The organism is Stenotrophomonas sp. 71799_Sma (assembly GCF_056482505.1).
In genome coordinates this window covers 796295-809113 of record NZ_CM151202.1, presented here as the reverse complement: position 1 = coordinate 809113, position 12819 = coordinate 796295, and the positions used below count along the sequence as shown (strand labels likewise).

Genomic DNA, 12819 nt, shown 5'->3' with positions numbered 1-12819 from the left:
ACGCCGAACGGGCGGCACCTGCGCCAACCTGCGCGGCGGGCTAGAATGAAACCTGAATCCGCTCCGGGCCCCCACCATGTCCGATACCGCCAACCGCGCCTTCGTCCTGTCCGTACTCGTACTGCTGCTGGCGGCGACCCGGGTCAATCACTTCGCGGCCATTCCGGATGCCTCCTGGGCCGTGTTCTTCATCGGTGGCTTCTACCTGGCCCGCTGGACACGCTGGGCGTTCCCGCTGCTGATGGTGTTCGCGGTGCTGGTGGACTGGATCGTGATCCGCAGCAGCGGTCTGGATTTCTGGCAGCACTACTGCGTGTCGCCGGGCTACTGGCTGCTGCTGCCTGCCTACTTCTCTTTGTGGGCCGGCGGCATGCTGCTGGGCCGCAACTACCAGAGCGCGCGCTGGCCGGTACTGGCCAAGGGCGCACTGCTGCTGGTCGCTTCGGTGGCGGTCTGCCACCTGCTGGCACAGGGCGGTTTCTACTGGAGCAGCCGCAACGTGGCCGAGCCGACCCTGGCCGGCTGGGCACAGAACTACGCGCAGTGGTTCGGGCCCTACCTGCGCACCACGGCGATCTATGTGGCGCTGGCCGCCGCCCTGCAGCTGGCCGTGGAGCAGGTGCTGAAGCTCCAGCAGGCCCGCCGCGACATCCGCCACTGAGCCGCGCCATGGGTCATCGCCTCTCGCGCATCTACACCCGCACCGGCGACGACGGCAGTACCGGCCTTGGCGACGGCCAGCGCGTAGCCAAGGATGACGCCCGCGTGGCGTCCTACGGCACCGTCGACGAGGCCAATGCCGCGCTCGGCCTGCTGCTGGCCGCGCCCCTGCCCGAGGATGTGCGCGCGCTGGTGGTGCATCTGCAGCACCAGTTGTTCGACCTGGGCGCCGAGCTGTGCATTCCCGGCCATGCCGCGATCCACGCCGCCGACGTCTCGGCCCTGGAACAGCAGCTGGACCATTACAACGCCGACCTGCCGATGCTGAAGGAATTCATCCTGCCGGCCGGCGGCGAAGCCGCCGCGCGCTGCCATCTGGCCCGCACCATCGTCCGCCGCGCCGAGCGCGAGACGGTCACCCTGGCCCGCCACGAGGCCGTGCGCAGCGAGGCGCTGCAGTATCTCAACCGGCTGTCGGACCTGCTGTTCGTGCTGGCCCGGGTGCTGGCCCGTGCCGATGGCCACGGCGAAGCGCTGTGGCAACCACAGCAGCGCCAGCGCTGAGTCGGCACGATGCTGGTCTATACCCACCCGTCCTGCCTGCTGCATGACCCCGGCCCCGGCCATCCGGAGTGCCCGCAGCGCCTGCAGTACGTACTCGACGCACTGCACGCCGCCTTCCCTGATCAGCTGGACTGGCGCGAGGCGCCGCCGGCCAAGTTCGGCGAACTGACCCGGGTCCACGACAGCGCCCTGCTCGACTTCGTGCTGCAGCCGCAGACCGCGCCGCTGCGCCAGCTGGACATGGACACCTGGACCTCGCCCGGCTCGGCCAGCGCCGCCGTGCACGCCGCCGGTGCCGGCGTGGCCGCGGTCGATGCGGTGATGCTGGGCGAGGACCCGCTGGCCTTCTGCGCGGTACGCCCGCCGGGCCACCACGCCACCAGCAGCACGGCGATGGGCTTCTGCCTGCTGAACAACATCGCCATCGCTGCCGCCTATGCCCGTGACCGCCATGGCCTGGAGCGGATCGCGGTGGTCGATTTCGACGTCCACCACGGCAATGGCACCCAGGACATCTTCCAGCACGATGCCCGGGTCTCCTACTACAGCACCCACCAGGCCGGGCTGTTCCCCAATTCCGGCCTGCGCCGCGACCGCGGTGCCGGCAACCTGATGAACATCCTGTTGCCACCGGGCAGCGGCGGCTTCCGCTTCCGCAACGTCTGGGCCGACGAGATGCTGCCAGCCATCGACGACTTCCGTCCGCAGCTGCTGCTGATCTCCGCCGGCTTCGACGCCCACCTGCGCGACCCGCAGGCCGATCTGATGCTGGAGACCGACGATTTCGCCTGGATCACCCGTGAACTGCATGCGCTGGCACGCCGTCACGCCGCCGGCCGGGTGGTCTCGATGCTGGAGGGCGGCTACGACCTGCAGGCCCTGGCCGAGTGCAGCGTGGCCCATGTCCAGGCCCTGATCACCCCCTCTGCGGGTGCCTCCGCCGGATGAACCCGAACCGGCAGGCTCCGGCGCCCTTCATTGCCCCTATGCAAGGGATGGGGCAAGCTACCGTCCGTTTTCGCCCGAATCCGAACCGCGTGCGCCGAGCCCTCCGCCTGCTTCCCCTGCCTCTGAGCATCGCCATCAGCCTGCCGGCGATGGCCGATGATAAGCCGCTCAACTGGGGCCTGTGCCCGGCCACCGACGTCATTCCCGCGTTCACCGACGCCCCCACCCCGGTCCCGGCCCAGGACAAGGCTGCTGCCGCAGCCGCCCGCGAGAACCAGCCGACCGACATCGAAGGCGACCAGCTGCTGGGCACCACCACGGTGCCGCAGTACGAGGGCAACGTGGCGCTGCGCCGGGGTGACCAGTTCGTCGGTACCGACAAGCTCAGCTTCGACACCGAGACCGGCAACTACATCGCCGACGGCAATGTCCGTTACCAGGACGGGTCGATCCGGATGGTCGCCAAGCGCGCCGAAGGCAACCAGGAAAGCGACACCCACAAGATCTCCGACATCAAGTACCAGCTGGTGTCGCGCCGGGGCAACGGTGATGCCGAGTCGGTCGACCTGCAGGGCGCGGTCGGCCAGATGCACCGCTCCACCTACACCACCTGCGACCCGTCGCAGCCGGTATGGAAGCTGTCGGCGCCGCAGATCGAAGTGGACAACGACGAAGGCTTCGGCACGGCCCGCAACGCCGTGCTTCGCATCGGCAAGGTGCCGGTGCTGTGGGCGCCCTACTTCAAGTTCCCGATCGATGACCGTCGCAAGACCGGCCTGCTGTTCCCGCAGCTGGGCATGTCCGGCCGCAACGGTGTCGACTACGCGCAGCCGATCTACTTCAATCTGGCGCCGAACTACGACGACACCCTGACCCCGCGCTACATGAGCCGGCGCGGCCTGCTGCTCGACAATGAGTTCCGCTACCTCTACAACGGCGGCCGTGGCGAGGTGCTGACCAGCTACATGCCCAACGACAAGCTGCGCGACCGCGACCGCGGCCGGGTGATGTTCGACGGCTACCACAACGTGAACAGCCACTGGCAGGCCCGCGCCAACCTGGCCTGGGTGAGCGACGAACGCTATGTCGAGGACTTCGCCAACCGCCTGGTGGGGGTGACCGCCTCCAACCTGCAGAGCACCATCGGCCTGTACGGCACCGGCCAGAACTGGACGGCCGGCATCATGGCCGACCGCTGGCAGCTGACCGACTACACCCTCGACGAGCGCGCCCTGCCCTACAACCGCGAGCCACGCCTGTTCTTCAACTGGAACAAGCCGGTGCTACCGTGGCTGGAAACCGGCATCTACACCGAAGCGGTGCGTTTCACCCACGACGACGTCAACTTCAAGTACGACGCCAGTGCCGGCACCGACCTGCAGTACACCCGCAACGGGCAGGTGCAGCGCATGTTCGGTGGCTCGCGCCTGGACGTGAAGCCCTACGTGTCGTTCCCGATCAGTGGCGCAGCCTGGTACGTAACCCCGACCCTGGCCTACCGCTACACTGCCTATGACCTGGATCGCGGCCTGGCCGACAGTGTCCGCCGTACCGTGCTCACCTCCCAGGGCATCGATCCGAACACCGCCACGCCCGAGCAGCTGCGCGGCAATACCTCGCCCAGCCGCAGCCTGCCGATCGGCAGCCTCGATGCCGGCCTGTTCTTCGACCGCGAGACCACCATCCGCGGCAAGTCGTTCCTGCACACCCTGGAGCCGCGCCTGTTCTACCTGCGCACGCCCTACCGCAACCAGGACGAGCTGCCGATCTTCGACACCCGTGACTTCACCTTCAGCTGGGGCCAGCTGTTCCGCGACTCGCGCTATACCGGCGCCGACCGCCAGAACGATGCCAACCAGCTGACCCTGGCACTGGGCACCCGCTTCATCGACCAGACCACCGGCAAGGAACGCTTCTCGGCCGCGATCGGCCAGATCCAGTACTTCGACGAATCGCGGGTGAGCACCACGCCGGGCGGCGCGCCGGTGGAGAAGGGCAAGTCGGCGTGGATCGCCGACGGCAACTACATGATCAACGACCGCTGGACCCTGGGCGCCACCTACCAGTGGGACCCGAAGTACAAGCGCGAGGATCTGGCCAGCGTCCGCGCCCGTTATCTGATGCCCAACGATGGCGTGATCAACCTCAGCTACCGCTACCGCATCAATGCCGGCGCCCCGGCAACCGCCAACAAGCATGACCGGACCCTGCTGGAGCAGGCCGACCTGTCGTTCCTGTACCCGCTGAATGCGCGCTGGAGCCTGGTGGGCCGGTATTACTACTCACTGCAGGACAAGGAACCGCTGGAGATCATCGCCGGCGTGCAGTGGGACAGCTGCTGCCTGGCCGTGCGTGCAGTGGCCCGCCGCTACGTGCGCAACCGCGAAGGCGACATGAACAATTCCATCCAGCTGGAGTTCGTCCTCAAGGGCCTCAGCTCCATCGGCCAGGACACGGACCGTACGCTGCGCCGTGCTATCCTCGGCTACAACCGCGACGACCTCTATCTCGTGCCGCCCAGCAACACCGGGGCGACCCGGGATGACTACGATCCGAATCAGATCCCATGACCAAGCGCTTCCCCGTTCTTCTCGCCTCCCTGCTGGCGGTGTCCAGCGTGTCCGCCCCCCTGCAGGTGCTCGCGCAGGAGGCGCAGCCGTTGGACCGCATCGCCGCCGTCGTCGACGAAGACGTGATCCTGCAGAGCGAGCTCCAGCGTGCGATCGCCAACATCAAGGCGCAGTACGCCGGCCGTGAAAACCAGCTGCCGCCGGAAGACGTACTCAGCCGCCAGGTGCTCGAGCGCCTGGTGCTGGTCAAGCTGCAGGTGGCCCGCGCCCAGGGCAGCGGCATCCGCGTCAGCGACCAGGAGCTGAACCAGGCGATGAATGCCATCGCCCAGCAGAACGGCTCGAACCTGGATGCACTGCGCCAGCGCCTGGCCCACGACGGCATCGACTTCAACGATTTCCGCGCTTCGGTGCGCGATGAAATCACCGTGCAGCGCCTGCGCCAGAGCTTCGCGCAGAGCCGCATCAGCGTCAGCGAGGGCGAAGTCGACGCCGCCCTGAAGCAGCAGGCCACGGTTGGCAACCAGTACCACCTGGCGCACATCCTGATCGCCCTGCCCGACGGCTCCAACGCCGACCAGATCGCCACCGGCCAGAAGAAGGCCGAAGGCGTGAAGGCCCTGCTGGACAAGGGTGAGCTGGACTTCAACGCCGCCGCCGTGCGTTATTCGGACAGCCCCAACGCGCTGGAAGGCGGCGACCTGGGCTGGCGCAGCCTGGACGAAATCCCGCAGGCCTTCGCGCAGATGATGGAAAAGATGAAGCCCGGCGAAGTGGTCGGCCCGATCCGCGGCCCCAGCGGCTTCCAGCTGCTGAAGCTGGTGGAAGTGCGTGATGCCAGCGCCGCCAGCGGTGGCGAGCACACGGTCACCGAGTACCACGGCCGCCACATCCTGGTGCGCGTGGACGATCACCAGACCGACGCTGCCGCCAAGGCCAAGATCGATACCCTGCGTGCCCGCATCGCCGGTGGCGCGGACTTCGAGACCGTGGCCAAGGAGTCCTCCGAGGACAACAACAGCAAGGGCCAGGGCGGCGATCTGGGCTGGTTCCCGGCCGACGCGTTCGGTCCGGCGTTCGGCCAGCAGGTGTCCGGCATCCAGGACGGTGGCGTCAGCCAGCCGTTCCGCACCGATGCCGGCTGGCACATCGTGCAGCGCGTGGGCACCCGCCAGACCGACGTGACCACTGACAACCAGCGTGCCCAGGTCCGCGAGACCATCGGCCGCCGCAAGCTGGAAGACGAGTACAACCGCTTCCTGCAGGAACTGCGTGGCGAAGCCTACGTCAGCTTCCGCAGCGGCGACCGCGCGGAAAACACCGCCACGCCGCCGCAGTCCTGACCGATGCGCCCCGAGCTCGCTCTGGTACCGGGCGAGCCCGCCGGGATCGGCCCGGAGCTGTGTGTCCGCCTCGTCCAGCAGCCGCGTGAAGATTGCCGGCTGCTGGCCTTCGCCGACCCGGATACCCTGCGCGCGGCCGCGGCCGCGCTGAACCTGCCCCTGCAGCTGTTGCCCGAGGACGCCGAAGCACGCGTCCCCGGCGATCTGCGTCTGCGTGTGGTGGCCAATACCGTGCCCAGCCACTTCGGCCAGGCCAATCCGGCCAACGCCGGCGCCGTCATCGGCGCCCTGCTCGGTGCCGGCCAGGCCTGTCTGTCCGGCGAACTGCACGGCGTAGTCACCGGCCCGGTGCACAAGGCGGTCATCAACGAAGGCGGTATCGACTACAGCGGCACCACCGAACTGCTGGCCGACCAGGCCGGGGTGAAGGTGGTGATGATGCTGGCCAACCACATCGTGCGCGTGGCCCTGGCCACCACCCACCTGCCACTGCGCGAGGTGGCCGACGCGATCACCGCGCCCGGCCTGGAACACACCCTGCGCACCCTGCACGCTGCGCTGCGCCGCGAATTCGGCCTGCCCGCGCCACGCATCGCCGTGCTCGGCCTGAACCCGCATGCCGGTGAAGACGGTCATCTGGGCCGCGAGGAACTGGACCTGGTCATCCCGCTGCTGCAGCGCCTGCGCGCGGAGGGCATGGACCTGATCGGGCCGCTGCCGGCCGATACCGCCTTCCTGCCGGCCAAGCTGGCAGGCTTCGACACCGTGCTGGCGATGTACCACGACCAGGGCCTGCCGGTGCTGAAGTATTCGGGCTTCGAGCAGGCGGTGAACCTGACCCTGGGTCTGCCCTACCCGCGCGTGGCGGTGGACCATGGCACCGCGCTGGACCTTGCCGGCCGCGGCATTGCCGATCCTTCCAGCCTGCAGGCGGCAACGACGTTGTGTGCGCAGCTTGCGCGGCAACGTACACTGAGCGCATGAATTCCCCGCATTCCCCCTCCGGCCCGGTGTTCACCGCCCCGGCCAAGAAGCAGCTTGGCCAGCATTTCCTGGCCGACCGCCACTACATCGACAAGATCGTGATGGCGGTCAACCCGAAAGACGGTGACCGCCTGGTCGAGATCGGCCCCGGCCAGGGCGCGATCACCCTGCCGCTGCTGCGCGTGCATCCGAAACTGACGGTGATCGAGTTCGACCGCGACCTGATCGCGCCACTGACCGCCGCCGCCGAGCCGCTGGGCGAGCTGACCATCGTCCACCGCGACGTGCTGCGCGTGGACTTCACCGAGCTGGCTGCCGGCCAGCCGATCCGCCTGGTCGGCAACCTGCCCTACAACATCTCCTCGCCGATCCTGTTCCATGCACTGGAACATGCGGCGGTGATCCGCGACATGCACTTCATGCTGCAGAAGGAAGTGGTCGACCGCATGGCCGCCGGCCCCGGCAGCAAGGTGTACGGCCGGCTCAGCGTGATGCTGCAGGCCTACTGCCAGGTGACCTCGCTGTTCGTGGTGCCGCCGGGCGCGTTCCGGCCGCCGCCGAAGGTCGATTCGGCCGTGGTGCGGCTGGTGCCGCGTGACCCGGCCACGATCAACATCCACGACCACAAGCGTTTCGCCGAGGTGGTCAAGGCCGCCTTCGGGCAGCGCCGCAAGACCCTGCGCAACGCCCTGAACAACGTGGTGTCCGCTGAACAGTTCGTTGCCGCCGGCGTGCGTCCCGATGCCCGCGCCGAACAGCTGGACGTGGCCGAATTCATCGCTTTGGCCAATGCCTCCTGATTACACTGCCGGTATGGAAGACGCTGACGTTTATGCCATCTCCGTCGAAGTCGCACCGCGCTTCCTCGACGATCAATCCGCGCCGGAAGACGGGCGCTATGCGTTCGCCTACACGATCCGCATCCACAACCAGGGGCGTGTTGCCGCGCGCCTGGTCGCACGCCACTGGCGCATCACCGATGCCAACGGCCGCGTCGAGCATGTCGATGGTGACGGGGTGATCGGCGAGCAGCCGCGCCTGCGTCCCGGTGAAGACTTCCATTACACGTCCGGTGTCATGCTGGGGACCGATCACGGGACCATGCAGGGCCACTACGACATGGTCGCCGACGACGGCACCGAATTTGCCGCGCCGGTCGCACCTTTCGTGCTGGCCATCCCGCGTACCCTGCACTGACACGGAGGCCGAACGATGAGTGTGTGGGCGATCGGCGACCTGCAGGGCTGCTATGACGTCACCCAGCGACTGCTGGAGAAGATCCGTTTCGACCCGGCGCAGGACACCCTGTGGTTCTGCGGCGACCTGGTCAACCGCGGTGGCCAGTCACTGGAAACGCTGCGGCTGGTGCATTCGCTGCGCGAGCACAGCGTAGTGGTGCTGGGCAACCATGACCTTTCGCTGCTGGCCGTCGGTGCGCGCACCGAAGAGGAACAGCGCAAGGTCAACCCGGACCTGCTGCGCATCGTGCAGGCCGAGGACCGCGACGAACTGCTCGACTGGCTGCGCCTGCAGAAGCTGGTGCACGTGGACCGCGAGCTGGGCTGGATGATGGTGCACGCCGGCCTGGCGCCGAAGTGGACCACGCAGATGGCCGAGAAGCATGCAGCCGAAGTCGAGGTGCAGCTGCACGGCGCCGGCTACCGCAAGCTGTTCCGCAACATGTACGGCGACAAGCCGAGCTGGGCACCGAACCTGTCCGGCTACGACCGCTCGCGCGCGATCATCAACGTGCTCACCCGCATGCGCTACTGCACCCCGCGCGGGCGTATCGGCATCGAGGACAAGGGCACGCCGGGCACGCAGGAACAGGGGCTGTATCCCTGGTTCGAAGTGCCGGGCCGGGTCGAGCGTGACCTCAAGGTCGTCTGCGGCCACTGGTCGGCGCTGGGCCTGACCATCACCCAGGGCGTGCACGCCATCGACACCGGCGCGGTCTGGGGCGGCAAGCTGACCGCGATCCAGCTCGATACCGATGAACTGCGCGTGGTGCAGGTGCCAGGCCGCGATGTACCGGCACCCGTGCCCAACGCCCGCCCGCCAGCGCGCCCGGCGCACGAGCGCCCGGCCGCACCGGCGCAGGGCAAGGAACAGGGCGGCGGCAATGCTCCGGCCGCCAACCCGGGCAACCGCGGCCCGCGCCGTCGTCGTCGCCGTGGTGGCGGTGGTGGTGGTGGTGGCTCCGGCGGTCCCAACAACAACAGCCCCCCGCCGCAGGCATGACGCGGCACGGCTGGGCACCATGGACGGTGCTGCTGCTGACGCTGGCCCTGGCCAGCGGCTGCCAGCCCGGCTCGCCGACTGCTCCCACGGCTGCGGACAGCGCTGAACGCACACCGACGCCACCACAGGCGCCTTCGCCGCCACTGGTGGCTGCGGCGCGCGCGCAGATCGGCGTCACCACCCGCTACGACCCTGCCTATCAAGTGCTGGCCTATCCCGGCGGCGACGTGCCACTGGATCGCGGCGTGTGCACCGATGTGGTGGTGCGCGCCCTGCGCAGCCAGGGCATGGACCTGCAGGCACGCGTGCATGAAGACATGCGCGGCAACTTCAGTGCCTATCCGGCGATCTGGGGCCTGTCAAGGCCGGACCGCAACATCGATCATCGTCGTGTACCGAACCTGATGCGCTGGTTCGAACGGCAGGGCTGGCAGCAACCGATCACCGCCCTCGCCACCGACTATGCGGCCGGCGACATCGTCGCCTGGAAGCTCAACGGCAACGGCCTGCTGCATGTGGGTATCGTCTCCGACCGGCGCTTGGCCAATGGCACGCCGCTGGTGCTGCACAACATCGCGCGCGGCACGCGGGAAGAGAACCTGCTGTTCCAGCACACGATCATCGGGCATTACCGGATGCCGTAGGCAATCCTGTAGAGCCGAGCCATGCTCGGCTACGGGATGTGTCCGGCAACAGCAGCCGAGCATGGCTCGGCTCTACAGATGCGCAGCGATCAGCGGCGCACGTAGTGCACGAAGCGGAACGCGTAGGCGTGGCGTTCGTCGGCCGGGTGCGGCTCGCTGCTCACTTCCCGCCAGTCCTGCGCATCCACTTCGGGGAAATGCGTGTCGGCGGGCACTTCAGCATTCACCCAGGTCAGGTACAGGTCACTGGCCTGGTCGAGCAGCTGGCGGAAGATCTCGCCGCCGCCGATGATGCACAGCTCGCTCGCGCCCTCGCCTTCGGCAATCAACTTCGCTTCGTCCAGCGACGCCACCGCACGCATGCCCTCGAATGGCACCTGGCCGCTGCGGGTCAGCACCAGGTTGGTCCGCCCCGGCAGCACGCGGCCGATCGACTCGGCGGTCTTGCGCCCCATCAGGATCGGCTTGCCCAGGGTGAGCGCCTTGAAATGCTTGAAATCATCCGGCAGGTGCCAGGGCATGGCATTGCCCTGGCCGATGCCACGGTTGCGGTCCAGCGCCACGATCATCGACAGCTTCATTGCTACCACCTCCTCAGCTGGCGTCGATCTGCAGGCGTTCGCAGGCAGCGTTTGCGGCACTGGCGGCCTGCAACGCCGCAGCCAGCGCAGGGCTGGACGTGGTCTGCTCATCCAGGCCAGCGAGGATCTTCTGCTTCTGCGCCTCTTCGATCTCCTTCAGGCCCGGTCCCGACAGGATCTCTGCCGACAGCGCAGCGATATCGTCGCTGGCGCCGCGCGCCAGGAACGCTTTCAGCTGGTCGTTGGAATAGACGGTGGCCAGACCCTGTTCAAGCTCACGCTGATACGCCGGGTTCTCGACGCCCGCCTTCAGGTGCTCGGTCATCGCCGTGTACATGCCGGTTACCGCCTCACGCATCTGCGCCCGGCAGCCTTCCGGAACATCCTGGGGCAGCATCGTGCTGCCGTTGAATGCTCCGGCGAACGCCTGCACTTCCTCGCGCATGTGCTTGTGCACGATCTGCTCATTGACCTGCCTGGCCAGCGACAGTGTATCCGCCGCTGCGGCCTGGGCCATGCCCAGAGGCAGCGCAGCGCACAGCGCCAACAGACACCGGGACAGCATGCGCGCGCTCATACCGCCACCGGCGCCTTGATCGCCGGATGCGGATCGTAGCCGTCGATGCGGATGTCGTCGAACTGGAAGCCGAACAGGTCGGTCACCTCCGGGTTCAACCACAGCGTCGGCAGCGCGCGCGGTTCACGCGACAGCTGCTCGCGGGCCTGCTCGAAGTGGTTCGAATACAGGTGCGCATCGCCCAACGTGTGCACGAAGTCACCCACGCCCAGGCCGGTGGCCTGCGCCACCATGTGAGTCAGCAGCGCGTAGCTGGCAATGTTGAACGGCACGCCGAGGAAGATGTCGCCGCTGCGCTGGTACAGCTGGCAGCTGAGCTTGCCGTCCACCACGTAGAACTGGAACAGGTTGTGGCACGGCATCAGCGCCATCTGCGAGAGCTCGCCCACGTTCCAGGCACTGACCACCAGCCGGCGCGAGTCGGGGTTGCGCTTGATCTCGTCCACCAGCCACTGCATCTGGTCGATCTCGCGACCGTCGGCGGTAGCCCAGCTGCGCCACTGCTTGCCGTAGACCGGGCCGAGGTCGCCGTTCTCGTCGGCCCACTCGTCCCAGATCCGCACCTGGTTGTCCTTCAGGTAGCCGATGTTGGTGTCGCCCTTCAGGAACCACAGCAGCTCGTGGATGATCGAGCGCAGGTGCAGCTTCTTGGTGGTGACCAGCGGGAAGCCTTCGGCCAGGTTGAAACGCATCTGCCAGCCAAACACGCTGCGGGTGCCGGTGCCGGTGCGATCGCTCTTCTCGGCGCCGTGTTCCAGCACGTGCGAGAGCAGGTCCAGGTAAGCCTTCATGCCTTGCCCTCGGCAGCTACCAGCGGCTGCGGCTGCAGTACCGGCGCGCGGCGCGACATCACCAGCAGCACCAGGCCGAAGGCGATCAGCGGCAGGCTGAGGATCTGGCCCTTGGTCAGCCAGCCGAAGGCGATGTAGACGCCGTTGTCGGGCATGCGCACGAACTCGAGGCCGAAACGGAAGATGCCGTACATCAGTGCGAACAGGCCCGATACCACATAGCGATGACGCGGCTTGGCCGAGACCCACCACAGCACGGTGAACATCACCAGGCCTTCCAGTGCCGCCTCATACAGCTGCGAAGGGTGGCGCGCGTACTGGTTCAGCGCACCGGTTGCAAATTGCGCCTGCAGGGTCGCGTGGTCGAGCTGGTTCAGCGGAGCCGGCAGGCCGGACGGGAACACCACGCCCCAGGTACCGTCGGTGTACTTGCCCCACAACTCGGCACCGATGAAATTGCCAACCCGACCCAAAGCCAGGCCGATCGGCACCAGTGGGGCGATGAAATCAACAGTGTCGAACAGGTGCAGACGGTTGCGGCGCGACCACCACCAGCACGCAACCACGACGCCCAGCAGGCCGCCATGGAAGCTCATGCCGCCATCCCACACCTTGAACAGCAGCAGCGGGTTGTGCAGGAAATCGCCCAGCGCGTAGAACAGCATGAAGCCGATGCGCCCGCCCAGCACCACGCCGAGCATGGCGTAGAACAGCAGGTCGGAGAAGCCGTTGGCATCGACCCCCGGCAGGCGCCCGTCGGCGATGCGCTTGCGGCCCAGCAGCCAGGCCGCAGTGAAGCCGAGCAGGTACATGATGCCGTACCAGTGCACCTTGATCGGCCCCAGCGAGAGGGCGATGGGGTCGATGTCGTGGAAATAGATCATGGAAGGTGCCTTGCGGTTGAACGCCTATTCTC

Annotated in this window: 14 protein-coding genes; 10 read left to right on the top strand and 4 right to left on the bottom strand. The window is 67.5% G+C overall.

The window, feature by feature from the left end; translation table 11 throughout:
* Positions 1–76: 76 nt before the first annotated feature.
* The 10 genes from ACZK4Z_RS03620 (at position 77) to ACZK4Z_RS03575 (ending at position 9954) form a co-directional block, all read left to right on the top strand.
* Positions 77–661 (top strand): hypothetical protein, encoded by a 585-nt coding sequence (locus ACZK4Z_RS03620; protein WP_019338105.1) that lies wholly within the window; start codon positions 77–79, stop codon positions 659–661.
* 8 nt (positions 662–669) lie between these two features.
* A complete protein-coding gene (locus ACZK4Z_RS03615) occupies positions 670–1224 on the top strand; it encodes a cob(I)yrinic acid a,c-diamide adenosyltransferase (RefSeq protein ID WP_049460916.1) in 555 nt (184 codons plus the stop codon).
* A 9-nt stretch (positions 1225–1233) separates the two neighbouring features.
* Positions 1234–2172 carry a histone deacetylase family protein gene (locus tag ACZK4Z_RS03610; RefSeq protein WP_032129908.1) on the top strand — a complete coding sequence of 313 codons (939 nt, stop codon included), beginning with the start codon at positions 1234–1236 and terminating at the stop codon, positions 2170–2172.
* A gap of 89 nt (positions 2173–2261) precedes the next feature.
* The gene (lptD, locus tag ACZK4Z_RS03605) at positions 2262–4742 is read left to right on the top strand and encodes an LPS-assembly protein LptD (RefSeq protein ID WP_125895688.1); all 2481 of its coding nucleotides are present in this window, start codon (positions 2262–2264) and stop codon (positions 4740–4742) included.
* Complete coding sequence (locus tag ACZK4Z_RS03600; RefSeq protein WP_032129906.1) at positions 4739–6085, top strand: peptidylprolyl isomerase; 1347 nt, start codon at positions 4739–4741, stop codon at positions 6083–6085. Before lptD ends, ACZK4Z_RS03600 begins: the two co-directional genes overlap by 4 nt.
* A 3-nt stretch (positions 6086–6088) precedes the next feature.
* Positions 6089–7069 carry a 4-hydroxythreonine-4-phosphate dehydrogenase PdxA gene (pdxA, locus tag ACZK4Z_RS03595; RefSeq protein ID WP_125895689.1) on the top strand — a complete coding sequence of 327 codons (981 nt, stop codon included), beginning with the start codon at positions 6089–6091 and terminating at the stop codon, positions 7067–7069.
* Positions 7066–7869, top strand: a complete 804-nt coding sequence (gene rsmA, locus ACZK4Z_RS03590) for a 16S rRNA (adenine(1518)-N(6)/adenine(1519)-N(6))-dimethyltransferase RsmA (RefSeq protein ID WP_049398140.1) — start codon at positions 7066–7068, stop codon at positions 7867–7869. The genes pdxA and rsmA overlap by 4 nt, the downstream gene beginning before the upstream one ends.
* Before the next feature lie 13 nt (positions 7870–7882).
* A complete protein-coding gene (apaG, locus tag ACZK4Z_RS03585; protein ID WP_005412297.1) occupies positions 7883–8266 on the top strand; it encodes a Co2+/Mg2+ efflux protein ApaG in 384 nt (127 codons plus the stop codon).
* 15 nt (positions 8267–8281) lie between these two features.
* Entirely contained in the window at positions 8282–9310 is a 1029-nt protein-coding gene (locus ACZK4Z_RS03580; protein WP_125895691.1) for a symmetrical bis(5'-nucleosyl)-tetraphosphatase, read from the top strand.
* On the top strand, positions 9307–9954 hold the full coding sequence (locus ACZK4Z_RS03575; protein WP_125895692.1) for a DUF1287 domain-containing protein: 648 nt from the start codon (positions 9307–9309) through the stop codon (positions 9952–9954). Before ACZK4Z_RS03580 ends, ACZK4Z_RS03575 begins: the two co-directional genes overlap by 4 nt.
* An 89-nt stretch (positions 9955–10043) precedes the next feature.
* Here ACZK4Z_RS03575 and ACZK4Z_RS03570 read toward each other — a convergent pair whose 3' ends face one another.
* The 4 genes from ACZK4Z_RS03570 to lgt are packed head-to-tail and all read right to left on the bottom strand — an operon-like array spanning position 10044 to position 12787.
* Positions 10044–10535, bottom strand: coding sequence for a dihydrofolate reductase (locus ACZK4Z_RS03570; protein ID WP_125895693.1), 492 nt, complete (start codon positions 10533–10535; stop codon positions 10044–10046).
* Positions 10536–10548: 13 nt separating this feature from the next.
* On the bottom strand, positions 10549–11112 hold the full coding sequence (locus tag ACZK4Z_RS03565; protein ID WP_258015810.1) for a hypothetical protein: 564 nt from the start codon (positions 11110–11112) through the stop codon (positions 10549–10551).
* Positions 11109–11903 (bottom strand): thymidylate synthase, encoded by a 795-nt coding sequence (locus ACZK4Z_RS03560; protein ID WP_121504902.1) that lies wholly within the window; start codon positions 11901–11903, stop codon positions 11109–11111. Before ACZK4Z_RS03560 ends, ACZK4Z_RS03565 begins: the two co-directional genes overlap by 4 nt.
* The gene (gene lgt, locus ACZK4Z_RS03555) at positions 11900–12787 is read right to left on the bottom strand and encodes a prolipoprotein diacylglyceryl transferase (protein ID WP_125895694.1); all 888 of its coding nucleotides are present in this window, start codon (positions 12785–12787) and stop codon (positions 11900–11902) included. Before lgt ends, ACZK4Z_RS03560 begins: the two co-directional genes overlap by 4 nt.
* Between the last annotated feature and the right edge of the window lie 32 nt (positions 12788–12819).